The following is a 23939-nucleotide window of genomic DNA, read 5'->3' on the forward strand; positions in this document are numbered from 1 at the left end:
CGCTTTCATAGGAAGCCGTCGTTTTGAATTTCGAACACCTTATCCAGATCAACGACCCGTTGAATCCGTTTGTCGAGTCGATGACCCGCGAGCAGTTGTGGGAGGGGCTCGTGCTGCGCGCCGAACAGCCGCAACTCTTCGTGATGGGGCTCGACAGCTGCACGATTCTCTCGCGCGACGGCAACGTGCTCGAGCGAGAGCTGCACTACGGCCAGGCGACCGTACGCGACCGCGTCACGCTGGACCAAAGCCAGAGCGTGCGCTACGACATTCTGCCGACGGCGGACTACGTCGGCGGCTCGCTCACCATGACCATCGAGCAACCTGACGAACTGCAGCTGTTTCTGCGCTTCGAGTACGCGACCACGTTGCCCGAATCGACGGATCCCGACGCGCATCAAACGCAGGAGATCGTGAAGTCGGCGTATCGCGAGAACGATATCGATACCGTTCGGCTCATCCGTCAGTATGTGCAGGCCAAGCAGGAACCCGGCTCGCTGCATTGAATTTCGCGGGCACCCTTCTCCCGCCCCGCTCGCCATCGATTGCAAGGCCGCTGGTCGAAGCGGCGGCCTTGGCCAGATTTCTCCGTTTTGTCGCCGCCTTGGTCGCTCGACTATCGAAACAAAAATTCGATCAACTTCCTTAACTTGTAAATAGGAATAGTTATCATTTAGAATTAATCCATCGAATCGACCAACAGCTAAAAACCAATGACCGATACTGCGCGCCCTTCGACACTCAGCCTGCGCCGCCCCGCGGCCGCGCTGACCAGCCGTCCGAAAGCCTCCACGGCGGCGGCGACCAGCCAGAAGCCTGGCGCGGATCGCGCCAATGCATCGGGCGAGACGTCGGAGCGGATCGTACGCAGCGACGCGCTGCTGCAAGGACATAGCCACGTCAGCATCGTGCACAACGGCGAGACCTACCAGTTGCGCGCAACGCGCCTGGGCAAGTTGATTCTGACGAAGTAAGGACGAACAGCGGTAACTACCGGGTATTGTGGGGACCACCTCCCAGAGAGGTGTTGGGCATTAGCCAGCCACGACGGCTTGCACGTGAGAATTAGACCCCTTCGTGCAGACACCAAGCCAGCCGTCGCAGCCAGCCAGGCCGCTTTTTTGGTCCTCCCTCGATGCGGCGACGCGCAACGGCGTGTGCCGATCATGCAGACAATGAAAAAAGCCGTGGGATGATGTCATCTCCACGGCTTTTCTGTTTGGCGCGGCGCTTAACGGTGCATCAGATGCATCCAGTCGCGGCGCCGGGTATTGAGTTATTTCGGGCTTGCTTCGGCGTTACCTCGGCCTCACTTCGAAGCCCAACCCCAGAACATCAACCACCATGCGCTGTCGACCACGGCCAGCGCCGCGACGAACCACATCATCGCGAGGCCGCGCTGAACGAAGCGTTCGCTGTAGCGGCGCGTAACGAGCCAGGCGAGCCATGCGCTCCACAGATTGGCGATCGCCAGTATCGCGATACGCATGTCCGACGCCCACCACAACGACACATGCTCCGCGCGCAACAGCGACAGCGTGGTAGCGGACAGGCCGAGGAACACGCCCGCGCCGGCAATCGGAATCAGCCCTTGCGTCAGATGATGCAAACGCACGGCATTGAAGCGCCCCAGCATGCGCGTCGCGCCCATCAGCAGCACCAGCAGCGCGGTGCCGTACACCAACGCCGTGGCGAGGATGTAGCCGATCACCATCGTGCCGTCGAGCCACGAAAACACATCGTTCTGCTCGGGGTAATGCGTGAACAGGAACCACGGCGCATTGGTGTCGAGCGGCCACGTAATGTCGTGATCGACCAGCCAGGTCGCGAAGAACATCTTCAGATCGACGAACCAGCGCGACGCGGTCCAGTGGAACGCGCCGATCGCAATGCCGAGCAGACCGTACAGGATCAACGCGGTGTCCCACGGGTTCGCCTGCTTGTCGCCCAACTGAACCACTTCCGAGGACGGCGCGCGCCACGTCAACGCAATCGCGTCGCGGTGCCCGCTGCAACGGCCGCACATATGGCAGGCCGACGCGCCCTTCATATTGCGCAACGGCACGAGCGGCGCGCAATTGATCGGAATCACGCGATGCCCATGCTCGCCGTTCTTGTAGGAACGGCGCCAGGCGTCTTCATCGACTTTGTAGTGAAACGGCGCGAGCCGCGCCAGAAGCGAAAAGACCCCGTTGACGGGGCACAGATACTTGCACCAGACACGTTTTTCGCGCCCGTAGAGCAAGCCGATGATCATCGCCGCGAAGGTCGAACCGCCCAGCACCAGCAGCACGGCCTTCGGATACTGGTAGACGCTCACCATCTGACCGTAGATGGTGGTGATGCCGAATGCGACGAACGGCCAGCCGCCCCAGCGCATCCAGTGCGGAATCGCCCAGCCTCGCCCGTATTTGCTGGCGAATTCGGCGAGCGCGCCTTCGGGGCACAGCACGCCGCACCAGACACGGCCGAGCATGACCATCGAAAGCAGCACGAACGGCCACCAGATTCCCCAGAAGACGAACTGCGCCGCCAGCGTGAGGTTATTCCACAAGTGCGCCGTGTCGTCCGGCAGCGGCATCACCGCCGGCACCAGAATCAGAAACGCGTAGACCGCCACCACGACCCACTGAATGCCGCGAATCGCGGCGCCGTGGCGCTGCATCCACTGCCCGGCCGCCGCAAGGCGGCCCGGGCGGGTCATCACGGTGCTCATGCCGCGCGCCCGGCGGCTTGTTGTACCGGCTTGCGGTTTGCACGGCGCAACAGCAGATACACCACCGCCCAGTACACCGCGTACGCCAGCAGATTCATCATTGCCGGATGCGCGCGATAGCCGGTGAGCGTGGCGACCAGCGAACCGAAGGTGCTCGAGTCGTCGAGAATCGCCGACGAGTTCCACATCTGATCGACGAGTGTCGGCAGGATTTCCTTGTCGATCAGCTTGTCCACGCCGGTCTGGAACAGGCCCGCGCCGAGGAACAACAGCATGATTTCGGTGATGCGGAAAAACAGCCGCCACGAGAAGAACTTGCCGCCCAGTTGCAGCACGTAGAAGGTCAGGAACGCGAGCGCGAGGCCGATTACGACCGCGAGCATCTGGCTGCCGTCCACGTGACCGGACTGGCCGAAACCGAGACCGTACAGGAAGATCACCGTTTCGCTGCCTTCACGCGCGATCGCCAACGCCACCAGCAACGCGACGCCCCACCAGTTCGAATCGCGCTGGCTCTTTTGCAGCGACTGCTCCATGTCTCGCTTGAGCGAGCGGCCATGCTGCTTCATCCACAGCACCATTTGCACGATCAGCACGCAGGCGATCAGCACCATCGCCGTCTGGAAATAATCCTGCGCGTCACCGGAAAGCACCTCGGTGAAACCGACCAGCGCCGCGCCGAGCGCCACCGCCGCGATCAATCCGGCTGCGACGCCACCCCACAGGTACGGCAAGCCGCGGCGCGCATCGTCATCGCCATTTTTCAGCCACGCGTACAGAATGCCGACGACCAGCAGCGCCTCGACACTTTCCCGCCATACGACGAACAGAATCTGACCCATCCAAGCTCTCCCTCTACCCTTCTACTGCCTTGGCGAACACACGAACCGCCGACGGCCCGCGCTCGCAGCTGAGGCCATTACTTCGCGACGATGACACCCTGCGCCTGCTGATGAAAATCGTCGAAAAACTTGTACTCGCCCGGTTCCAGCGGCGCGATCACCACGAACGAATCCGCACCGGGCGCCAAAACCTTTTCCTTACGCAACTGAACGCTTTCGAATTCAGCCGCGCCCTTGCCCGTGTTGCGCACTTCGATCTTGATACGCTGCCCCGCCGGCACTTCGATGCGTGCCGGATTCAACTTGCCGTCGTTCATTTCCAGCTTGAAGGTCGGCAGGTCGGCTGCGTGCGCTGCGCCCGCCAGCAAAAGCGTGGTGGCGAAGGTTGCGATCTTTCGGTTAATTCTCATCAGCCTTTCCGGAAAACGTGGCGCAGTGCGGGTTCATCAACGACACGCCGCCTGCTGCATGGATTCATTCATCCCATTCACCCACGCGCGGCCACGCGGCAAAGCGCGGCCACACATGACGATGCGCGGCGATCAGTAGCCGCCCTTCTTGCCGATACCGGCGAAGGTGAAGTCGTATTCGAGCGTGATCGGCTTGAACCACGGGCCTACACCGGTTTCCTTGTCGACGTGGCGGCCGAAAGCCATATGGCCCGTTTGCATCGGCGCTTCGACGATCATCTTCAGGTGATACTTGCCCGGGCCTTGCAGCTTGACGTTATCGCCGTAGTGCGGGCCGTCGTTGGCGACCATCGCCATCATGTCGCCCTTTTGCGTCTGGTTCGAGCCGGCTTTCGTCAGCTCATAACGCACCTGCAGATACGGCATCCAGTCGCCTTCGGCGAAACCGGTCGGATTGTTCTTGACCGCGTGAATGTCGGCCTCGAGGTGGATATCCGAGTCCGAGGCCTTGCGCATCATGCCTTCGGGTTCCATCGTGATCGGCTGCAGATAGACCGCGCCGATTTCCATGCCGCCCTGAATCTGCTGCTTGCCGATCGGGTACTCCGCTGCCGTTGCCGACAACGCCGCGACCGCGGCCACCGCTGCTGCGCCACCACGCACAAATGAAGAAATCCGCATTGAAACTCCTTGTTTTTTTATCAGACTCGAATCGAACCCATTGGAACGGTGCGTTGCGCAGGCTTTGATGCAGCGGCCCCAAGCCTTGAAACCCACGGCCGGTCGGAGCCTAAGCGCTATACGAACGTTAATGCGAACCATTCTCAATATTGGTTGAGTTTATCATCGATCGCGAGGGAGAACAATTCAGAACGCACGCAAAGCCCTATGCCAGCAGGGTCTTAAGGTGCTTTTAAGGAAGTGCGCGGTGATGACATGGCGCGCTGCCGGGCGAGTGCCGGGCAGCGGTCGACAGGGCGCGATGCGGCGCCGCGCCCTGCGGCGGAAGGACGCATTATTCGACGCCGGACACGTGATCGCCGACGTTCGCGCCGAACACGCGCTGGCGCAGCAAGGCGAGCTGGTCGCGCGTTTGCGCGGCCTTTTCGAACTCGAGGTTCTTGGCGTGCTCCATCATCTGCTTTTCGAGGCGCTTGAGCTCCTTGGCAAGCTGCTTCTCGGACATGTCCTCGAATTTCGCGCGCGTCTGCTGTTCCTTCAGTTCGGCGCGGGCGTCGTCGACGTTGTACACACCGTCGATAATGTCGCGAATGCGCTTGACCACGCCGCGCGGCGTAATGCCGTTTTCGAGGTTGAAGGCGATCTGCTTGTTGCGCCGCCGCTCGGTTTCGTCGATGGCTCGGCGCATCGAGTCGGTGATCCTGTCGGCGTAGAGAATCGCCTTGCCGTTCACATTACGCGCCGCCCGGCCGATGGTCTGGATCAGCGAGCGCTCGGCGCGCAGGAAGCCCTCCTTGTCCGCGTCGAGAATGGCGACCAGCGACACTTCCGGGATATCCAGCCCTTCGCGCAACAGGTTGATCCCGACCAGCACGTCGAAGGTGCCAAGCCGCAGATCGCGGATGATTTCAACCCGCTCCACCGTATCGATGTCGCTATGCAGATAACGCACCTTGACGCCATGGTCGGCCAGAAACTCGGTCAACTGCTCGGCCATGCGCTTGGTCAGCACCGTTACCAGCACGCGGTCGCCCACTTTGACGCGCTCGTTGATCTCGCCTAGTACGTCGTCGACCTGGCTGCGCGCCGGCCGCACTTCGATTTCCGGATCGACGAGACCCGTGGGGCGCACCAGCTGCTCCGCCACCTGCCCGGCCGTTTTCTGCTCGTAGTCCGCCGGCGTGGCCGAGACGAACACCACCTGGCGCATCTTGCGTTCGAACTCGTTGAATTTGAGCGGCCGGTTATCGAGCGCCGACGGCAGGCGGAAACCGTAGTCGACCAGATTCTCTTTACGTGCCCGGTCGCCGTTGTACATGCCGTTCAACTGCCCGATCAGCACATGCGATTCGTCCAGCATCATGATCGCGTCTGGCGGCAGGTAATCGACCAGCGTGGGCGGCGGTTCGCCCGGCGCCGCGCCCGAGAAATGCCGCGAGTAGTTCTCGATGCCCTTGCAGAAGCCCAGTTCCTGCAGCATTTCCAGGTCGAAGCGCGTGCGCTGCTCGAGCCGCTGCGCTTCAACCAGCTTGCCGCCGCTGTAGAAGAATTCGAGCCGCTCACGCAGTTCGTTCTTGATCGTTTCGACCGCGCGCACCACGGTATCGCGCGGTGTCACATAGTGCGACGACGGATACACCGTAAAGCGCGGAATCTTCTGACGCACGCGGCCGGTGAGCGGATCGAACAGTTGCAGCGTTTCGATTTCGTCGTCGAACAACTCGATGCGCACCGCCATTTCGGCATGCTCGGCCGGGAAAATATCGATCGTGTCGCCGCGCACGCGAAACGAGCCGCGCTGGAAGTCGGCTTCGTTGCGGTTGTACTGCATGGCGATCAGCCGCGCGATGATGTCGCGCTGGCCGAGCTTGTCGCCGGTGCGCAGCGTCAGAATCATCTTGTGGTATTCGGACGGATTGCCGATACCGTAAATCGCCGACACCGTCGCCACGATCACCACGTCGCGCCGCTCCATCAGGCTCTTGGTGGCCGATAGCCGCATCTGCTCGATGTGCTCGTTGATCGACGAGTCCTTCTCGATGAACAGGTCGCGCTGCGGCACGTACGCTTCCGGCTGATAGTAGTCGTAGTACGAGACGAAGTACTCGACCGCATTGCGCGGGAAGAACTCGCGGAACTCCGAATAGAGCTGCGCGGCAAGCGTCTTGTTCGGCGCGAACACGATGGCCGGGCGGCCGAGCCGCGCGATCGTGTTGGCCATGGTGAAGGTTTTGCCGGAGCCGGTCACGCCGAGCAGCGTCTGGAATGCGAGGCCGTCTTCGACGCCTTCGACGAGCGTGTCGATCGCCGTGGGCTGGTCGCCGGCGGGCGGATACGGCTGGTACAGCTGAAACGGCGAGCCTTCGAACCTGACGAATTTGGATTCGTCGAGCGTATCTTCGGCTTCAGTCAGATGTTGTTCGGACATGTGGGGCGGCGCCTGGCCTTGGGGCAAAGAACTATTCTAACGGGTTGCGGGAATCGAGGATCGAGCGGGTCTGCGTAGGCTTTTCAAGGGTTCGCGCGAGTCTGGCCGGGCGCGATGTTGTGGCCCTTTGGGGCGGTCGCAGGGCATTGGCTCATCGCGGCCAGGTGGCCGTGACGCCCCGTCGCCGCTCGGTTGCGGGCCCGTTTTCCGGTCTCTCCAGACGGCGTTGCGGACCTCGCCGCTCTTTTCAATTGGCGCCGGAGTGCCTGTTTTTCAAGCAAAAAATTCCATCCGTCCGGCCGTGTCGGCCAAAAAATGATCGCGAATTCGTTACAATGCGAAGCTGCACTCGCTCGCCGTTGTCCGCAGTCCGTTTGTGCCCTGCGCCGGACACCACTGCTGGCCCGGCCGTCCGCGATCGAAGCCGTCCTCTTTTCACTACTGCTGCCCATCCATCATGTCTCTGTTCTCCGCCGTCGAACTTGCTCCCCGCGACCCGATTCTGGGCCTGAACGAAGCCTTCAACGCCGATACGCGCACGACCAAGGTCAACCTTGGCGTCGGCGTGTACTTCAACGAAGAAGGCAAGATTCCGCTGTTGCGCGCCGTGCGCGACGCGGAAAAGGCCCGCGTCGACGCCGCGCTGCCGCGCGGGTATCTGCCAATCGAAGGTATTGCCGCTTACGATGCCGCAGTGCAGAAACTGCTGCTCGGCAACGACTCGCCGCTGATCGCAGCGGGCCGTGTCGTGACGGCGCAAGCATTGGGCGGCACGGGCGCGCTGAAGATCGGCGCGGACTTCCTGAAGCGTCTGAACCCGAACGCCAAGGTCGCGATCAGCGACCCGAGCTGGGAAAACCACCGCGCGCTGTTCGAAGGCGCAGGCTTCGAAGTCGTCTCGTACCCGTACTACGACGCGCACACCCACGGCGTGAATTTCGACGCCATGTTGAGCGCGCTGAACAGCTACGCCGCGGGCACCGTCGTCGTGCTGCACGCGTGCTGCCATAACCCGACCGGCGTGGACCTGAGCGTCGAGCAATGGAAGCAGGTTGTCGAAGTCGTCAAGGCGCGCGATCTGGTGCCGTTCCTCGACATCGCCTACCAGGGTTTCGGCGACAACATCGAAGCGGACGCTGCAGCCGTGCGTCTGTTCGCCGCGTCGGAACTGAACGTGTTCGTGTCGTCGTCATTCTCGAAGTCGTTCTCGCTGTATGGCGAGCGCGTCGGCGCCCTGTCGATCATCACGGCAAGCAAGGAAGAAGCCGCTCGCGTGCTGTCGCAACTGAAGCGCGTGATCCGCACGAACTACTCGAACCCGCCGACGCACGGCGGCTCGGTGGTCGCGGCCGTGCTCGCTTCGCCGGAACTGCGCGCCACGTGGGAAACGGAACTGGCCGAAATGCGCGACCGTATCCGCGCAATGCGCAACGGTCTGGTCGAACGCCTGAAGGCTAGCGGCGTGGACCGTGACTTCAGCTTCGTGAACGCGCAACGCGGCATGTTCTCGTACTCGGGTCTGACGGCGCCGCAAGTGGACCGTCTGCGTGAAGAGTTCGGCATCTATGCCGTGAGCACGGGTCGCATCTGCGTGGCTGCGCTGAATACGCGCAACCTCGACGCGGTGGCCAGCGCGATCGCTCAAGTGTTGAAGTAAAGCATCGAGACGCGCGGGCATTCATTGCACGCGCTCTGCTTGAACTTGCTTGTGGGAACGGCGCCCTTTCGGGGCGCCGTTTTTTTGTGCCTGATTGCCTGTTACTTGCGACGTGAGCCGAGACGTTTGCGATGCATCATGACTTGCCGCGACGACAGAGATCCACCTCTATTGCGCGCGCCGCCCGGACCCGCCGCTCTTCAGCGCGAATCCCGATGGATATCGTGCGTGACAAAGCCTGCGTCGTTATTCGGCATGTCGAGCCAATCCGGTTGCGCGAGCGAACGACGAATGTCTTCCAGACCGCTTTGCCAATGTTCACGCATCGTCGACAGGCCGAACTGAAAGTCCTTGTAGTGCCCCTCGTATTCCTTCTCGCGGTAGATGAGGTGAATCACGTTGTAGCGCTTCGAACACGACAGATCTTCCGCGAGTTTGCACCACGGATCGTCACGCTGGTCCGACGGCACGCGTTCCAGCACCTCGCGCAACACGTGCCGGAAACGCTGCGACCGTTGCAGCATGTCGGTCACGAGACGTGTGCGGCTCGAATACTGGATGTCTTTCATACGCCCCTGGACATCGGTGATGTTGTCCGGCACAGGTCCGATCGCACTCCAGAGATCGACCTGAAACGCGAGCGTGTCACGGCGCGGTGTGGACTGGATCACCTCGTAGAGCGGCGTGTTCGACATCAAACCGCCGTCCCAGTAAAACTGGCCGTCGATCTCGACCGCCGCGAACCCTGGCGGCAGCGCACCGGAGGCCATGAAGTGCTCGGGCCTCAGTGTGGTGTGCGTGTTGTCGAAGTACGCGAAATTCCCCGAACCGCAATTGACCGCCCCCACCGAAACGCGCATTTCGCGCGAATTGATCCGGTCGAAATCGCAAAGCGCTTCGAGCGTGGCTTTTAGCGGCGTGGTGTCGTAGTAACTGGCCTGTTGCGGCGGCCCGGACACCGTGGGCAACGGCGGCGGGAAGCGGGGCACGAAAAAGCCCTTCTGCCCCTCGACGATGGCACCCATTGCCTGCGTTGCCGTGAACGCTTTGCGCACGGCTTCGCTGGAGTTGAAAAGCGCGTGCTCGATAAATGCCGGCAACGGCGGGCCGAAAGCCGGCTGGCAGATCGTCTCCCAGAATTTCAACAACCGCTCGACGCGCTTCTCCGGCGGATTGCCCGCAATGATGGCGGTGTTCAACGCGCCGATCGAAATGCCGGCCAGCCAGTTCGGCTCGATGCCGGCTTCGTGAAGCCCCTGGAAGACACCGGCCTGGTAGGCACCCAACGCACCGCCGCCTTGCAGCATCAGCGCAACGGTTTCGTAGTCAGGCAGATGGACGTGCCGGCCCAGGTGCTCAGCGGGCGCCGGACCGGCGCCCTCGCCTTCCCCGTCGCCGGGCGCGGCGACGCGCGCCCGCTTGAGATTGCGTTGCGCCATGGGTGCCTCCTTATTGCATATACCAGCCGTGACTCACAATGAAGGACTGCCCGGTCAGCGCCGCCGTCGGGAAGGTCGACAGGAACAGCACGGTCTGCGCGACGTCTTCCACCGTGGTGAAGATGCCGTCGACCGTACCGCCCAGCATGACACGCTTCACCACCTCTTCCTCGCTGATGCCCAGTTCCTTGGCCTGCTCCGGAATCTGCTTGTCGACGAGCGGCGTACGGACGAAGCCGGGACACACCACATGCGAGCGCACGTTGTGCTTTGCGCCTTCCTTCGCGAGCACACGCGAGAGGCCCAGCAATGCGTGCTTTGCCGTCACATAAGCCGACTTGAGCGGCGACGCTTCATGCGAGTGGACCGAACCCATGTAGATCACGATGCCGCCGCGATCGTCCTTGTACATATGCTTGAGCGCTGCCTTGGTGGTCAGGAAGGCGCCGTCCACGTGGATCGCCTGCATCTTCTTCCAGTCTGAAAACGAATAGTTTTCGATCGGATTGACGATCTGAATGCCGGCGTTGGAAATGAGAATATCGATCGAGCCGAGTTCCGCGGCAACCTTGTCGATACCCTGGTTGACGGCGTCTTCATTCGTGACGTCCATCGCCACGCCGATTGCCTTGCCGCCGCCCTTTTTGATTTCTTCAGCGACGGCATTCGCCCCGTCCTGGTTGAGGTCGGCGATCGCGACGGCCGCGCCCGCTGCGGATAAGGTCAGCGCAATCTGCTTGCCGATGCCGCTTGCCGCGCCGGTCACCACCGCGACTTTGCCATTCAGATTTGTGTTCAGTGAAGACATCCAGAACCTCCATGCAGTTAATGAGCAATGAGACCACGGGCCGCGGGCGGCGTGAAGTCGGCCGAACGGCATAGGCCGTTCGGCCGAATGCTGCACTGCGGCCAACGCTGCTATTGTGCATGAACCGTGTGAACTCCATCGGTAAAAAGCATATTGCAGCTTATCTCTTTAAACTGGACGTTTTCAGCGGGATTCCGGTGGCATCACCAACAAGGAGGAATGCATGAATTATCGACGTCTGGGCCGCTCCGGCCTGCAAGTCAGCGAACTGTCCATCGGCTCGTGGGTCACCTACGGCAATCAGGTGGACAGCCGCGCTGCACGTGAATCGCTGGCGGCCGCACGCGACGCGGGAGTCAACTTCTTCGACAACGCCGAGGTGTACGCCGGCGGCCAATCCGAAGAAATCATGGGGCAGGCGCTCAAAGAATTGGCGTGGCCGCGCGTGAGCTATGTGGTGTCGACAAAATTTTTCTGGGGACTCGCGGAAGCGCCGAACCAGTACCACACGCTGAACCGCAAATATCTTCTGAACGCAATCGATTCGTCGCTCAAACGTCTGCAACTCGACTATGTCGATCTGGTGTTCTGTCATCGTCCGGACCCGAACACGCCGGTGGAGGAAACCGTCTGGGCCATGAGCGACATGATCACTCGCGGCAAGGCGCTGTACTGGGGCACGTCCGAATGGAGCGCCGATGAAATCCGCGCCGCTTATGACATTGCGGAACGGCACCATCTGCACAAGCCGGTCATGGAGCAGCCGCAATACAACCTGTTCCACCGCAACCGCGTCGAGCAGGAATACAAGCGGCTCTATGAGGATATCGGCCTTGGCCTGACCACCTGGAGCCCGCTTGCGTCCGGCCTGCTGACCGGCAAATACCGCGACGGCGTGCCGGCCGACAGCCGCGCGCAATTGCAAGGCTACGACTGGCTACGCAAGCAGGTCACCGACGCGGGCAAGAACGACGTGGTCGGCAAGCTCGGCGAAGTGGCTGACGAGTTAGGCTGCACGGTCGGCCAGCTCGCGATAGGCTGGATTCTGAAGAATCCCCATGTCAGCACGGTAATCACGGGAGCCTCGCGGGTCGAACAGATCGGCGAAAACATGAAGTCCGCCGAGGTGGCCGAGCGGATCACGCCGGAGATCAAGGAGCGGATCGAGGCAATTATCGGCGACGCGCACGACTGACAGGGCCGGCCACTGAACGCGTAACATGGATCCGGCGGATCGCAGCCAGTAACGTGTTACGCGGCACTCACTGCAAAGCGCAGGTGCGCAACGCGGCCTCGCGTACAATACGCGACCGCGCTGCACACCGGCGCCATATGCCCGCTGTGCAGCCGCATTGCATCTGCAGCGCCGAATCCGCCTTGGAGCGGCACGCCCTCTTTCAGCGTCTCCTCATCATGCTCAGCTACCGCCACGCCTTTCATGCAGGCAATCACGCCGACGTTCTGAAACACGCCGTCGTGTTGCAACTCTTGCGCTACCTCGGTCAGAAGGACAAATCCTACTGGTATATCGACACGCACGCGGGCGCCGGTGTCTATTCGCTGAAGGAAGGTTACGCGACCAAAACCGGCGAATTCCAGACCGGCATCGCCAGATTGTGGGAACGCAACGATCTGCCGCCCATCTTCGCCGACTACGTCGACGAAGTGAGCGCGCTCAATCCGGACGGCCAGTTGCGCTTTTATCCCGGCTCGCCGTATATCGCGTGGCGGCAGATGCGTGAACAGGACCGCATGCGTCTGTTCGAACTGCACACCACCGAGATCGACGTGCTGCGCCACAATTTCCGCGACGCAGGCCGCCGCGCCATGCTGTATGCGGGCGACGGCTTCGACGGCATTCTCGCCTTGCTGCCGCCGGCGCCACGGCGCGCGCTGGTCTTGCTCGATCCTTCGTATGAGGACAAGCGCGACTACACGCGCACGTTGCGCAGCGTGGAAGAAAGCCTGAAGCGTTTCCCGACCGGCACGTATGCCATCTGGTATCCGCAAGTGAGGCGCCCTGAATCGCAGCGTTTCCCCGATCAGTTGAAGAAACTGCAGGAGCGTAACTGGCTTCACGTGAGCTTAACGGTCAGCAACCCGCCGGAAGACGGTTTTGGACTTTTCGGCAGCGGCATGTTCATCCTGAACCCGCCGTACACGCTGGCGAAAACACTGAAAGACCAGATGCCCTGGCTCGTCAAGGTGCTCGGCCAAGACAAGGCCGCACAGTTCAAGGTCGAGTATCGCGGCGACTGAGTAGTTGCTCGGCGCGCGCTGCAAGCGCGAGTAGCTCGCCGAGCCACGTGGGCCCTGTCGCCGGTCACGCGCAAATATCGCGCGCAGAGCCGGCTGCCCGCTCCGTCATTCCCGCCTACTTGAGCTGCGCCGCGGCCTTGTGGGCGAAGTCGTTGGTATAGGTCGCGTTCAGGTCGATCTTTTTCGGGTCGAGCCGGGTATCGAACGAGGACAGCGCGCGTAACGAGGTCGCCGGCCCGTCCGCCGGCATCAGTCCGTCCGGCGAGTAGGCGTCGCGCACGTTGTGGAAAGCCTCCACATAAAGCGCCGGGTCGTTGAGCAGATAGGCCGGCGGCACCATCTTCAGCAGATCCGCATCGCTCGCGGTCTGCAGCCAATGATCCGCGCGCACGATTGCATTGGCGAGCGCCTGGGTAGTCTTCGGATACTTCTGGATGAAACTGTCCGACGCATAAAGCGTCGCCGCCGGCATCGTCCCGCCGAACACCTCTTGCGTGCCCTTCACCGTGCGCGTATCCACCAGTATTTTGATCGCGCCGGTGCGAGCCAGTTTGGTCATCATCGGATCGACGTTGGAAAGCGCGTCGATCTGCCCGCCGCTCACTGCCGCGAGCACCGAGGCGCCGCTGCCCACACCGATCGCCGATATCTCGTTGCGCTGCACGCCCGCTTTGCGCAAAGCCACGGTGAGCACGAGATCCGTCGACGAACCCGGCGCACTCACCCCGACTTTCGCGCCTTTGAAGTCCGCCATCGTCTTGAGTTGATCCGCCTTCGACTTCAGCACCGCCACAACGATCTGCGGCGCGCGCCCCATCAATGCGAAGGCCCGGTAGTGCTGCCCTTTCTCCTGCATGAACAGCGTGTGCTCGAATGCGCCCGCGCCTACGTCGGCACTACCGCCCACCACCGCTTCCAGCGCTTTCGATCCACCCGCGAAGTCTTCGAGCGTGACATCGAGGCCTTCGTCCTTGAAGTAGCCCAGCTGTTGCGCGGCGAGTACCGGCAGATAGTAGAGACCCGGTAGACCACCGACGGCCATCGTCAGCGCAGGCTTTTCCGGTGTCTCTTTGGCGAGCGCGGCGGCAGGCAGCGCGGCCAGCGCAAGCAGCGTGACGCAGGCGCTGGCGGCCTGTCGCATCCAGTAAGTCGGCATTCAATGTCTCCTTATTCTGTTTTTCGTTCGATTCGGCAACCGCGCGATCGATGCATGGCCAGAGTCGCCGGCGAAAGACCGCGCGATGATTGTCGTCGGACGGTTTCGCCCGCGCCATGCGCCCAAACCCCAATGGCGCGGGCCACGAGGGCTCGTCACTGGCTCGAAAGCACAGGCGTAGCCGCGAGCATCCTCCCGGTGGCCCGCGCAATAGCCGCTCACCGAGGCATTAGCGGAGATGGAGAAGAACCGCCGGCAACAATCGCGCGCGAGCGCTTATTGCGAACGAGGCGCTGGATGAGGCTGTGGCTGTGGCTGAGTTGGCCGAGACGTGGTCCCGCCTACGGGCAGCGGGATATAAGGCGCAACCACGATCGGGATCGACGAGTTCGGCGCCAATTCGGTCGGTGTCGCGATGGGCTGCGCTTCGACGATTGGCTGCCGTGAAAGCGGCGCGGTCTGAAGCACGGTCCCGCTCTGACCGTCGCTGATACCATTTTGGGAGTCGAGAATCACCGGCTTACGCGTGTTGGCCGACGCAGCAGAAGCGCTCGACGCGGCAAAAACCATTGCCATCGAGGCTGCAATGGTCAAGACCAGGAGTAATTGGTGCTGGCGGGCAGATGGCATGAGCGGGCCGGTTGAGTTTGAGAAGCCGGATTGCGCAGGAAACGCTTTACCTTACCGCGACAGTAGCCACGAAGCTAGTCGATATTCGCCACGAGTAGCTTCCGGGCGCCGCCCCACCTGAATTTTCAACGCCCAGATGTGACAAAGCCCCGCATAGACGGGGCTCAACACTTTACTGCCATGGCCGCGCAATAGCGCTACCGGGTCACACTTGATGCATTTGAAACTTACAGCGAGTAGCCGCCGGTTTCGAGCGAACGGATGCGCTGTTCGAGTTGGACGATGTCCGAAGACGACGCCAGGTACTCTTCACGACGGGTGCGTTCAGCAGTTTCAAACCAGGTGCTCAGCTTTTCAAGTACGTATGCAAACATGATGTTCTCCAAGGATCAGATTGAATCCCCGGTGGATTGGGCATCAGGGATTTCCCGTAAAAGGGTTAACCCGGATTATAGACCTATGGTGCAACCATGCTAGTGAAATGCCCGCATGACGTGCATTCCGTTTTGGAATGGTGCACGAGCATGGTGCGTGCAACTTATTGATTTTGCTGAATTCAACTCGACTTTTTTGTCATGTCTGATCTCGCCCCTTATTTTGAAGCACAATATTGGTGCTTAACCCACTCGGGCGCCACCTAACGCAGCCTTCGGGTAGCACCGGACGTCGCAAGACATCAAATCGGATGACAACCCTGCCCCGCAACCAGGTCGGAGTCGGCAAGCCGCTCGATAATTGGACAATCGGGGCGATCATCGCCGTGGCAATGGTCGGCCAGGTGCGCTAACGTGTCGCGCATGTCGGTCAGTTCGGCAATCCGGCGATCAAGGTCGGCAACGTGTTCCAGCGCAATTTTCTTCACTTCGACGCTGGCGCGGGAGCGATCGTGCCACAGCGCCAGCAGCCGTCGAATATCTTCGACCAGAAAGCCGAGCCGTCGCGCCTGACGGATGAACCGCAGCGAATGAACCTCCTGCGGGCCGTATACGCGATAGCCGGCATTCGTGCGCGCTTTCGCCGCCAGCAGGCCGACGCTTTCGTAGTAGCGAATCATTTTCGCCGTGACGCCCGACGCGCGGGCCGCTTCGCCGATATTCATGGACGTTTCCCCAGAGTGAGAGTCGATCCTACACCTTCCCATAATGGGAAGGTCATCACCCAATTGCGGATCGGCAGGCATAATTCAACTGGCGCACTATCCATTTTCCGAGGCAATCCCAATGACGATCGAATTCCAGGTTGAAGGTATGAGCTGCCAGCATTGCGTCGCGGCGGTCACGAACGCAATCCGCGAACACGATGAAGCCGCGCAAGTCCAGGTGGACCTGAGCGCCGGGCGCGTGACGGTCGAATCGGCGCAACCGGCCGAGACGCTGAAGGCCGCCATCGACGAAGCCGGCTACACGGTGACGAACGTGACAAGCCGCGCAACGACGAACGCGTCCGGCGCAGTCCGTTAAGCGAGTTCACGGCATGTTCAAAGTTGCTGTCATCGGCGCCTCCGGGCTGCTAGGCCGCGCGCTCGCAGACGAACTGACCCAGCGGGCCGGCTGGCAAGTGGTGGCCACATCGTTTAGCCGGCCGGCGCCGGGCACAGTCGCGCTGGACATTCGCGACGCGTCGGCGGTCGAGCAGTTCGTCGAGCGCGAAGCGCCGGACGCGCTGGTGATCGCCGCGGCGGAGCGCCGGCCGGACGTGTGCGAGCATGATCCGGCGCTGGCCCGCGCGCTGAACGTCGATGCAGTGCGCACCCTTGCCACGGCGGCAAACCGGCTCGGCGCATGGACACTGTCGATCTCCACCGATTACGTGTTCGACGGCACGCACCCGCCCTACGAGCACGATTGCGCGCCCGCGCCGCTCAATGCCTACGGGCGCAGCAAGCTCGAAGGTGAGCGCGCGCTGGCTGAAGCGACCGATCTCGGCTGCGTACTGCGCTTGCCGCTGCTGTACGGGCCGATCGTCGGTTGGGCGGAGTCGGCCGTGACGAGCCTCGTGCCGGCGATCGCGGCATCGGCTGCGCCGGCTGCCCAACCTGCGGTCATGGATGCCTGGGCGATCCGTTATCCCACCTTCACGCCGGACGTCGCGTTCGTGATCCGGCAGATGCTCGAACTGCATGCACGTGGTGACGCAATTCGCGGCATCGTGCAATGGTCGGGTGACGAACCGATGAACAAGTACGAGATCGCGGTTCGCCTTGCCGAAGCGCTGCAACTCGACGCGCACCTGACACCGCAACGCACGCCGATCGATGCGACGCCGCGCCCGCATAACTGCCATCTGGCTTCGACCCGGCTCGAGGCACTCGGGATTGGCCGCCGCACGCCGTTCGATACGGCGATCCGGCAAGTGTTAAGCGCTTTTCCATGGCACGGTGACGCGCGCGCGTAGAACGTCGTGCCTGCGGGTGAGACTGGCCACGCCAGATCGCCGTATTCTGATGTGTACGACGCGGCTGGCGCGACGGCCCGACGTTAAGGCGCGCTTGCCGGCGGCAAGCCTGCCTCAGTGAAAATCACGGCTTGCCGTCGCCAGTTCACCGAGCCATTCGCTGTGGTCCTCAAGGCGATGGGCGACGAGATGGATCACCTCGCCCCGGTTTTTCTGTTTCGCCTTGCCTGCCTGATTTTCGCGAACGTCATGGCCGGCATGGTCGCCACCGGTAGCCACACCGTCGTCGCGTTGCAAAACGCCGTACACCGCCAGCAACGATGCGCCCAGCAAAACCTTGCGCTGCTTCTCCACCAACGACGGCCAGACGATCACATTGATCGAACCGGTCTCGTCCTCGATGGAAACGAACACCGTGCCATTTGCCGTGCCAGGCCGTTGTCGCACGGTCACGATGCCGCACGCTCTCGCGAGCGTGCCGTGCTGACAGGCGGCGAGTTCGGCGGCCGTGCGAAAACGCTGCCGCGCAAGACGCGCGCGCAATAGTGCGAGCGGATGACGATTGAGCGTGAGCCCGAGGCTCGCATAATCATCGACGATTTCGCGGCTTTCGGCTGCCTGCGGCAATGCCAACGGCGCTTCGGCGATCGGCGCGTCGCGCAGCAATTTGGGCACCGTATGCTGCGCCGTCACAGCCCACCACGCTTCGCGTCGATGTCCCGCGATACTGACCAGCGCGTTCGCCGCGGCAAGCGCTTCGAGATCGCGCCGCGTCAAGGCCGCGCGGCGCGCCAGATCGTCGACATCGGCAAACTGCGCCTCGTTGCGAGCCGCCATGATGCGTTCCGCGGCCCCTTGCGCCAGACCTTTGATCAGATGCATGCCGATACGCACGGCGGGACCGCGAGCGCCATAGGTGCCGGACGGCTGAAACACGCGAGCCGTCAATCTCCGTGCCGCGCGCCGGATCGTTCTGCTGACCGTCAGATGCCGCAGCGAAAGATCGCGCAATTGCTGCGCAGATAGTACGGTTTGCTGACGATGCAAACAGGTCTCTTCCGCGGAGATCCGCTGCCCTTCATGATCGCGCCTCTCGAATGTCGACTCCCAATCGCTCAAAGTCACGTCGGGCGGCAATACCTTGACGCCGTGCCGCTTCGCGTCCTGAACCAGTTGCGATGGCGAGTAAAACCCCAGCGGTTGACTGTTCAGCAAACCCGCCAGAAAAGCCGCCGGTTCATAGCGCTTCAACCACGCGCTGAGATAGACGAGCAACGCGAAGCTCGCCGCATGGCTCTCTGGAAAACCATACTCGCCGAAGCCTTCGATCTGTTTGCAGATGCGCTCGATGAACGCCGGCTCATAGCCACGCTTGAGCATCCGCTCGTTCAAATCCTTCTGATACTTCGCAAGATTGCCACTGCGCCGCCATGCGGCCATGGCACGCCGCAACTGATCGGCCTGCTCACCGGTATATTCGGCCGCAACCATCGCCAGATGCATCACCTGTTCCTGGAAAATCGGCACCCCGAGCGTACGTTCGAGCACGGGACGCAGTTCGTCCTTCGCGTAGTCGACCGGTTCGAGCCCCTGCTTGCGGCGCAGATAGGGATGCACCATGCCGCCCTGAATCGGCCCCGGCCGCACGATCGCCACTTCGATCACGAGATCGTAGTACTTGTTGGGCTTCAGGCGCGGCAGCATGCTTTGCTGCGCACGCGATTCGATCTGGAATACGCCGATCGTATCGGCATGGCCGCACATTTCGTAGACGGCCCGATCCTCGCGCGCAATATCCTGCACCCTGAACTTCGGAAAACCGCGCCTCAATGCGACGAACTCCAGCGCGCGCCGGATCGCCGACAACATGCCGAGCGCCAGCACGTCGACTTTCAGCAACTTGAGCGCGTCGATATCGTCCTTGTCCCATTCGATCACGCTGCGGTCTTTCATCGTGGCGTTTTCGATCGGCACGAGCCGCGACAGCTTGTCTTTCGCGATCACAAACCCGCCGACGTGTTGCGACAGATGACGCGGAAAAGCGCGCAACTCTTTGGTCAAGCGAATCAGATTCTGCGTGATGTGCGAGTTGGCGGCGAAGCCCGCTTCGGCCAGATATCTGGCGACCGCATCCGTACCGTCCCACCATTGTTGCGACTTGCTGATCCGCTCGATCAACGACGCCTCGAGACCCAGCGCCTTGCCCACATCCTTTAGCGCGCTACGCGCGTGATACGTAATCAGCGATGCAGTGAGCGCCGCCCGATGGCGGCCGTACTTCGTGTAGATATATTGGATCACCTCTTCACGCCGCTGATGCTCGAAGTCGACGTCGATATCAGGCGGTTCGTTGCGCGCGCGGGAGATGAATCGCTCGATCAGCATGTTCATGTGCACCGGATCGATTTCCGTCACATGCAGGCAGTAACAGACGATCGAGTTCGCCGCCGAGCCTCGCCCCTGACAGAGAATGTTTCTGGAGCGCGCGAAACTCACGATATCGTGCACCGTCAGAAAATACTTTTCGTATTTCAGATCGGCAATCAGTGCCAATTCTTTTTCGATCTGACCGATTCGCTTCAGGTCCATGCCTTTGGGCCAGCGCTCCATCGCACCGGCCATGACCAGCTTGCGCAGATAACTCGATGGCGACTCGCCGGCGGGCACCAGTTCTTCGGGATACTCATACTTGAGTTCATCGAGCGAGAAGCGGCATAGCGCAGCGATACGCAGCGTTTCTTCCAGCGTATCGCGCGGATACAGTTTGCCGAGCCGTACACGCGTACGCATATGCCGCTCCGCATTCGCTTCGAGCGCGTGACCGCACGCCGATAGCGGCGTGACGAGGCCGATGGCAGTCATCGTGTCCTGCAACGGCTTGCGCGATCGCGCATGCATCAGAACGCCACCTGCCGCGACCAACGGCAACCCACTCGCTTTTGAAATCATGCGCAAGGCGTCGATCTGAAGATCGTCGCTACCTGTCTGCCAGAGTTCCAGTGCGATCCACGCCCGTTGTGCAGCGAACGATGCAAGCCAATGCGCGCAACGCAGCGTATGCGAGAGCGTCGCCGTACGTTGCGGCACGAGCATCAGGATGCAATCGGGCAGCGTCTTCAGATGTGCAAGATGGGGCAACGCATCGGTAAAGTCGGACGGACCGAGCCGATAACTGCCTTTGTCCGCGCGCGATCGAGCCAGTGTGATCAACTCGGAAAGATTGCCGTAACCGTTGCGATTGGTTGCTAGCGCAACCAGGGTGCAGAAGGGTTCGCCGGTATCGTCGGTCAGATTGAGTTCGCTGCCGATGATCAGATGAGGGAGGGGTTTTAATGCCTCGGGTTCCTCGGGTTCCTCGGTTTCCGCGGTTTCCGCGGTTTCACGTTCTGCTGCTCCGGTTTCCGTCGCGCCGTCCGAAGGCGCTTTCGATTGCGCCGCCTTTGCCTTTGCCTTGTCCTCGCGCTCTTTCTGCTGCCGGTCCCGCTCGTCCTTGAGCTCCCTCAACGCCGTATGAGCTCGAACGACGCCTGCCAGCGAACATTCATCGGTGATCGCGAGCGCGCTATAGCCGCGCGACATCGCCTGCTCGACGAGCTCATGAGGATGCGAAGCGCCACGCAGGAAAGAGAAATTAGTCAGGCAATGCAACTCCGCATACGCCGGCAAATGCGTGGCGAGTGCCTGCTGCGCAAGGAACGATGGCGGCGATAGGGGCATGATGTTCAGCCGAACAAACCTTGCAGATACCACTCGCCGCTAAGACGTTCGCGGTAGACCCAGAACATATGACCGCGGTCATCGGCCGCGACGTAGTAATCGCGCTCGACAGTGTTGCCGTCCCACCACCCTGCTTCGATCCGTTCGGTACGCGTGAGCATTTTCAGCGGCCGGCGATAGATCGGCCGCTGGTCGCGCATCATCAGGCGCAACGGCTTATCGAGCATCCAGACCGGGCGAGGTTGAGAAGGCAACGCGCTGTCGGGTAAGTCGAGGGATGCCTGCGCGTTGCCGGGTTGCGGTGTGGATGTGCTGGTGTTTTTTGCGCTATTTGTTCTGGATAGGAGTCGGGTTGCCTGGGTTGCCTGGGTTGCTTGCGTAGCCTGCGTGGCCGTCTCGCCGTCTTCATGCCTTTTTTCCGCCGCAGCGTGCCGCAACTCATCGGTCAGCCAGGTTTTGTCCACTTTGACTTTCGACCGGGACTTAGCCGGCGAGCGCTTCTTGCGTGAAAACGCTTGCGCCTGGTAGGCTTCGACGCGCATTGCCCGCTCGGGACGATGATCGTCCCGCACCGACATCTGCAGCACATTCTCCGGCCCCAACCGCGCGCTCAAGCGTTCAAGCAGACGCGCAATCGAATCGCCGTCCGATTCAGGCATGGGAAACAACGTGTCCGACTGCCCGGCATATTCACTGATCTGATCCGCCACCAGCTTCAACTCGATAACCGGTGCCGCCAGCACCGTCTGATTCAACTTTTCCCGCAGCAACCAGATCAGGTGCTCGGCATCGCGCGACGGTATGGCCCAGGCAACCTTCAGGCTCGATGTCTTCGGCGCATGACGGGATGCCAATTCATGCTCGAGCAGCAACGTATAACCGCTGAGCGCTGCATGATGCGCGCTCAGCCAGCCGGCCAACTGCACAATCAGCCGACGCGCGGCGAACAGCAAGGCATCCGCGTTATCGACCCGCGAGGGTAATTCCAGTTGCGCGTGGAACGACGCCGGCGCACGAAACGACTCACGTGGATCCGGACGCGTGCCATACGCCTGCGCCAGCAGATCCAGAACACCGCTGCCGAAACGTCGCACGACACCCGAGCGTGGCAACTGACGCAAATCGGCCAGCGTCGCGCAGCCGACATGCGAAAACGCATCGCGATGCGCCGGCGTGACCGGCAGCAGCGATACGGATAAACCATCCAGCACACGCACGAGTGAAGTCTCCTTCACCACATGCCAGCGACGCCCCTGCTGAACGCAGCGCGCCTGCGCCAACAGCCACGCCCCCCAGGCGGTCGGCGCACAGGCAATACGCGCCGTATAGCCGAACTCCGCCACCGTGGCAGACACCCGCGACAACAACGCGTGCAAGCCGCCGAACAATCTCAACCCCGAACCGACTTCGAGCAACAGGGTATGCGCGTCGGCTAGAGACACTTTCGGTGTGTACGTGAGCAATGCAAGCGCGATTGATTCGAACGACTGAGTTTCGCGGGCGGGATCGGCGGCAAGCAGTTCAAGCTCCGGCGTCAACGCCAAAGCATAGGAACGCGATTGACCCGCCTGCACACCGGCGCGCAGGGCGTCGAAATCCGGCATCAGAATGTGCGCATGATCGGTTAATGCGTAACAACGCCCCTCACGGATTTCTTCGACATTGTGAGGTTGGTCTGCCTCGTCGCGCGACTCACGTCGATTCGGCTTCGCGAGCGAACCATCCGGGAGCGGCATAAGAGGCTTCACCGCTTCCAGTGACAAGAGTGGCAATGTGACTGCGATCCACAGCATGTTTGATCTTGAGTCCTTGATGGCTGCCGACTCCGTTTTCCGGCAACAAACCGCTTTGTAAAGGCAAAACGAGTCGAAGAGGTTCAGCTGGCGGCGGCCCCCGGCGCTTGAAGATGTCGATCGACAAACCGATCTCCTGTAGCCATTGACGACGGTTGATCGTCTGCGCATTGGCCGGCAAGAGCGGCTCGCAAATCATTCGCAATGGTGCTGGGGAAGATTGCCTGGCTGCCTCGACAGGCCGGATCAAAAATGCCAGCGACGCCGACTCCTGAGCCGCCACTTGCAGGCGCCGGACCTTGTCGGCGCGCGCATTCGGCAACCAAACCAGGACCGCGCCGATGCCATCTTGCTTCAAGGCCTGAGCGGCGGCCCACAGGGCCTGGTCTTCACTCGAGCGCACCCATAAGACTCGCTCGACATCGACGCCCCAAGCCCTCAATGCGGCGGCGCATGGTTGATACGGAGGCGCCACAAGCATGACATGCCGCTCGGCTTGCTTCGTCAGATGACAAAGCGCATGAGATAGCAGACGTACTTCACCCACGCCACCATGTTCGATCAACAATTCCGTCAACCCACCGGCCGACCAGCCTTGTCCCGGCAATAACCGATCCAACGCGGCATAACCGCTGGAGATCACGCGCGAGTCCGCCTCGGCAAGCTCATTACCCTGCCACACCTGACGCCGCAATTGAGACGACAGCGCGGTCGTCGCCAGCTGAATCGCTGCTGCCATAGACACGCTCTTGAATAGGGAATGCTCCGCCCTGCCCGGCACCGGGCAAGCATGAGTCGACGATCTTTCACTGTATATTTATACAGTATTTTGAGATGAATGTTAAGACAGAGGGAGACTACGCGATGCGCGTAGGAGAAGCTTGAGGGAGGGGACGAAACTGTTTTTTGTGGCAGCTTTATATTTTCTTACAAGAGCTATTTTTGCTTTAGCTTGAGCGATTTGAAAGGATGAAGATCGAATATGGGTACCGAAACGATCACACGAAAC

The 23939-nt window shown here is 61.4% G+C and carries 21 protein-coding genes; 7 read left to right on the forward strand and 14 right to left on the reverse strand.

Going from position 1 to position 23939, the window contains the following annotated elements:
* Window positions 1-23 precede the first annotated feature (23 nt).
* Window positions 24-506 (forward strand): SRPBCC family protein, encoded by a 483-nt coding sequence (locus tag P0D68_RS14995; RefSeq protein ID WP_091795645.1) that lies wholly within the window; start codon window positions 24-26, stop codon window positions 504-506.
* A gap of 207 nt (window positions 507-713) precedes the next feature.
* Window positions 714-974 carry a hemin uptake protein HemP gene (hemP, locus tag P0D68_RS15000; protein ID WP_408296532.1) on the forward strand — a complete coding sequence of 87 codons (261 nt, stop codon included), beginning with the start codon at window positions 714-716 and terminating at the stop codon, window positions 972-974.
* A 335-nt stretch (window positions 975-1309) separates the two neighbouring features.
* Here the strand turns inward: hemP and P0D68_RS15005 are convergent, their stop codons facing one another.
* From P0D68_RS15005 to uvrB, 5 genes are all read right to left on the reverse strand, one after another.
* The gene (locus tag P0D68_RS15005; protein ID WP_408296529.1) at window positions 1310-2716 is read right to left on the reverse strand and encodes a 4Fe-4S binding protein; all 1407 of its coding nucleotides are present in this window, start codon (window positions 2714-2716) and stop codon (window positions 1310-1312) included.
* Window positions 2713-3558 (reverse strand): FTR1 family iron permease, encoded by an 846-nt coding sequence (locus P0D68_RS15010; RefSeq protein WP_408296526.1) that lies wholly within the window; start codon window positions 3556-3558, stop codon window positions 2713-2715. The genes P0D68_RS15005 and P0D68_RS15010 overlap by 4 nt, the downstream gene beginning before the upstream one ends.
* 77 nt (window positions 3559-3635) lie before the next feature.
* Entirely contained in the window at window positions 3636-3968 is a 333-nt protein-coding gene (locus P0D68_RS15015) for a cupredoxin domain-containing protein (RefSeq protein WP_091795658.1), read from the reverse strand.
* Between the two features lie 132 nt (window positions 3969-4100).
* On the reverse strand, window positions 4101-4649 hold the full coding sequence (locus P0D68_RS15020; RefSeq protein ID WP_091795661.1) for an iron transporter: 549 nt from the start codon (window positions 4647-4649) through the stop codon (window positions 4101-4103).
* Window positions 4650-4983: 334 nt separating this feature from the next.
* Window positions 4984-7077, reverse strand: a complete 2094-nt coding sequence (gene uvrB / locus P0D68_RS15025; RefSeq protein WP_091795664.1) for an excinuclease ABC subunit UvrB — start codon at window positions 7075-7077, stop codon at window positions 4984-4986.
* A 457-nt stretch (window positions 7078-7534) separates the two neighbouring features.
* On the opposite strand from uvrB, the gene P0D68_RS15030 reads away from it, so the two are divergent.
* Window positions 7535-8734 carry an amino acid aminotransferase gene (locus P0D68_RS15030; RefSeq protein WP_091795668.1) on the forward strand — a complete coding sequence of 400 codons (1200 nt, stop codon included), beginning with the start codon at window positions 7535-7537 and terminating at the stop codon, window positions 8732-8734.
* 200 nt (window positions 8735-8934) lie between these two features.
* Here P0D68_RS15030 and P0D68_RS15035 read toward each other — a convergent pair whose 3' ends face one another.
* Both P0D68_RS15035 and P0D68_RS15040 read right to left on the reverse strand, forming a co-directional pair.
* Window positions 8935-10173, reverse strand: coding sequence for a DUF3734 domain-containing protein (locus P0D68_RS15035; protein WP_091795671.1), 1239 nt, complete (start codon window positions 10171-10173; stop codon window positions 8935-8937).
* Window positions 10174-10183: 10 nt separating this feature from the next.
* Window positions 10184-10981 carry a 3-hydroxybutyrate dehydrogenase gene (locus P0D68_RS15040; protein WP_408296521.1) on the reverse strand — a complete coding sequence of 266 codons (798 nt, stop codon included), beginning with the start codon at window positions 10979-10981 and terminating at the stop codon, window positions 10184-10186.
* Between the two features lie 223 nt (window positions 10982-11204).
* Between P0D68_RS15040 and P0D68_RS15045 the strand changes: the two genes are divergently transcribed.
* Together P0D68_RS15045 and P0D68_RS15050 are read left to right on the forward strand one after the other, a co-directional pair.
* Window positions 11205-12176: a potassium channel beta subunit family protein gene (locus tag P0D68_RS15045; RefSeq protein WP_091795676.1), complete on the forward strand. Its 972-nt coding sequence runs from the start codon at window positions 11205-11207 to the stop codon at window positions 12174-12176.
* A gap of 218 nt (window positions 12177-12394) precedes the next feature.
* Window positions 12395-13240, forward strand: a complete 846-nt coding sequence (locus P0D68_RS15050; RefSeq protein WP_408296518.1) for a 23S rRNA (adenine(2030)-N(6))-methyltransferase RlmJ — start codon at window positions 12395-12397, stop codon at window positions 13238-13240.
* Between the two features lie 115 nt (window positions 13241-13355).
* Here P0D68_RS15050 and P0D68_RS15055 read toward each other — a convergent pair whose 3' ends face one another.
* The 4 genes from P0D68_RS15055 to cueR form a co-directional block, all read right to left on the reverse strand.
* The gene (locus P0D68_RS15055; protein WP_408296515.1) at window positions 13356-14396 is read right to left on the reverse strand and encodes an ABC transporter substrate-binding protein; all 1041 of its coding nucleotides are present in this window, start codon (window positions 14394-14396) and stop codon (window positions 13356-13358) included.
* 276 nt (window positions 14397-14672) lie between these two features.
* Window positions 14673-14972 (reverse strand): hypothetical protein, encoded by a 300-nt coding sequence (locus P0D68_RS15060; RefSeq protein ID WP_408297002.1) that lies wholly within the window; start codon window positions 14970-14972, stop codon window positions 14673-14675.
* Between the two features lie 281 nt (window positions 14973-15253).
* Window positions 15254-15400 carry a DUF3563 family protein gene (locus tag P0D68_RS15065; protein ID WP_091795685.1) on the reverse strand — a complete coding sequence of 49 codons (147 nt, stop codon included), beginning with the start codon at window positions 15398-15400 and terminating at the stop codon, window positions 15254-15256.
* 302 nt (window positions 15401-15702) lie between these two features.
* Window positions 15703-16125 carry a Cu(I)-responsive transcriptional regulator gene (cueR, locus tag P0D68_RS15070; protein WP_091795688.1) on the reverse strand — a complete coding sequence of 141 codons (423 nt, stop codon included), beginning with the start codon at window positions 16123-16125 and terminating at the stop codon, window positions 15703-15705.
* 121 nt (window positions 16126-16246) lie between these two features.
* On the opposite strand from cueR, the gene P0D68_RS15075 reads away from it, so the two are divergent.
* Window positions 16247-16486 (forward strand): heavy-metal-associated domain-containing protein, encoded by a 240-nt coding sequence (locus P0D68_RS15075; protein WP_091795691.1) that lies wholly within the window; start codon window positions 16247-16249, stop codon window positions 16484-16486.
* A gap of 13 nt (window positions 16487-16499) precedes the next feature.
* Window positions 16500-17420 carry a dTDP-4-dehydrorhamnose reductase family protein gene (locus P0D68_RS15080; RefSeq protein WP_408296510.1) on the forward strand — a complete coding sequence of 307 codons (921 nt, stop codon included), beginning with the start codon at window positions 16500-16502 and terminating at the stop codon, window positions 17418-17420.
* A 114-nt stretch (window positions 17421-17534) separates the two neighbouring features.
* Here the strand turns inward: P0D68_RS15080 and P0D68_RS15085 are convergent, their stop codons facing one another.
* Genes P0D68_RS15085 through imuA form a run of 3 tightly spaced genes read right to left on the reverse strand, consistent with a single transcriptional unit; the run spans window position 17535 to window position 23669 of the window.
* Window positions 17535-21137 carry an error-prone DNA polymerase gene (locus P0D68_RS15085; RefSeq protein ID WP_408296508.1) on the reverse strand — a complete coding sequence of 1201 codons (3603 nt, stop codon included), beginning with the start codon at window positions 21135-21137 and terminating at the stop codon, window positions 17535-17537.
* A 5-nt stretch (window positions 21138-21142) separates the two neighbouring features.
* Window positions 21143-22930, reverse strand: coding sequence for a Y-family DNA polymerase (locus P0D68_RS15090; RefSeq protein ID WP_408296505.1), 1788 nt, complete (start codon window positions 22928-22930; stop codon window positions 21143-21145).
* A complete protein-coding gene (imuA, locus tag P0D68_RS15095; RefSeq protein WP_408187016.1) occupies window positions 22830-23669 on the reverse strand; it encodes a translesion DNA synthesis-associated protein ImuA in 840 nt (279 codons plus the stop codon). The genes P0D68_RS15090 and imuA overlap by 101 nt, the downstream gene beginning before the upstream one ends.
* Between the last annotated feature and the right edge of the window lie 270 nt (window positions 23670-23939).

Source organism: Paraburkholderia sp. RL17-380-BIE-A (assembly GCF_046028085.1).
Taxonomy (GTDB): Bacteria; Pseudomonadota; Gammaproteobacteria; order Burkholderiales; family Burkholderiaceae; genus Paraburkholderia.

Excerpts from the sequence above, each read along its gene's own strand:
- hemP (WP_408296532.1), top strand. The coding sequence starts at position 714 with ATGACCGATACTGCGCGCCCTTCGACACTCAGCCTGCGCCGCCCCGCG.
- P0D68_RS15005 (WP_408296529.1), bottom strand. The coding sequence starts at position 2,716 with ATGAGCACCGTGATGACCCGCCCGGGCCGCCTTGCGGCGGCCGGGCAG.
- P0D68_RS15010 (WP_408296526.1), bottom strand. The coding sequence starts at position 3,558 with ATGGGTCAGATTCTGTTCGTCGTATGGCGGGAAAGTGTCGAGGCGCTG.
- P0D68_RS15015 (WP_091795658.1), bottom strand. The coding sequence starts at position 3,968 with ATGAGAATTAACCGAAAGATCGCAACCTTCGCCACCACGCTTTTGCTG.
- P0D68_RS15020 (WP_091795661.1), bottom strand. The coding sequence starts at position 4,649 with ATGCGGATTTCTTCATTTGTGCGTGGTGGCGCAGCAGCGGTGGCCGCG.
- uvrB (WP_091795664.1), bottom strand. The coding sequence starts at position 7,077 with ATGTCCGAACAACATCTGACTGAAGCCGAAGATACGCTCGACGAATCC.
- P0D68_RS15030 (WP_091795668.1), top strand. The coding sequence starts at position 7,535 with ATGTCTCTGTTCTCCGCCGTCGAACTTGCTCCCCGCGACCCGATTCTG.
- P0D68_RS15035 (WP_091795671.1), bottom strand. The coding sequence starts at position 10,173 with ATGGCGCAACGCAATCTCAAGCGGGCGCGCGTCGCCGCGCCCGGCGAC.
- P0D68_RS15040 (WP_408296521.1), bottom strand. The coding sequence starts at position 10,981 with ATGTCTTCACTGAACACAAATCTGAATGGCAAAGTCGCGGTGGTGACC.
- P0D68_RS15045 (WP_091795676.1), top strand. The coding sequence starts at position 11,205 with ATGAATTATCGACGTCTGGGCCGCTCCGGCCTGCAAGTCAGCGAACTG.
- P0D68_RS15050 (WP_408296518.1), top strand. The coding sequence starts at position 12,395 with ATGCTCAGCTACCGCCACGCCTTTCATGCAGGCAATCACGCCGACGTT.
- P0D68_RS15055 (WP_408296515.1), bottom strand. The coding sequence starts at position 14,396 with ATGCCGACTTACTGGATGCGACAGGCCGCCAGCGCCTGCGTCACGCTG.
- P0D68_RS15060 (WP_408297002.1), bottom strand. The coding sequence starts at position 14,972 with ATGGCAATGGTTTTTGCCGCGTCGAGCGCTTCTGCTGCGTCGGCCAAC.
- P0D68_RS15065 (WP_091795685.1), bottom strand. The coding sequence starts at position 15,400 with ATGTTTGCATACGTACTTGAAAAGCTGAGCACCTGGTTTGAAACTGCT.
- cueR (WP_091795688.1), bottom strand. The coding sequence starts at position 16,125 with ATGAATATCGGCGAAGCGGCCCGCGCGTCGGGCGTCACGGCGAAAATG.
- P0D68_RS15075 (WP_091795691.1), top strand. The coding sequence starts at position 16,247 with ATGACGATCGAATTCCAGGTTGAAGGTATGAGCTGCCAGCATTGCGTC.
- P0D68_RS15080 (WP_408296510.1), top strand. The coding sequence starts at position 16,500 with ATGTTCAAAGTTGCTGTCATCGGCGCCTCCGGGCTGCTAGGCCGCGCG.
- P0D68_RS15085 (WP_408296508.1), bottom strand. The coding sequence starts at position 21,137 with ATGCCCCTATCGCCGCCATCGTTCCTTGCGCAGCAGGCACTCGCCACG.
- P0D68_RS15090 (WP_408296505.1), bottom strand. The coding sequence starts at position 22,930 with ATGCTGTGGATCGCAGTCACATTGCCACTCTTGTCACTGGAAGCGGTG.
- imuA (WP_408187016.1), bottom strand. The coding sequence starts at position 23,669 with ATGGCAGCAGCGATTCAGCTGGCGACGACCGCGCTGTCGTCTCAATTG.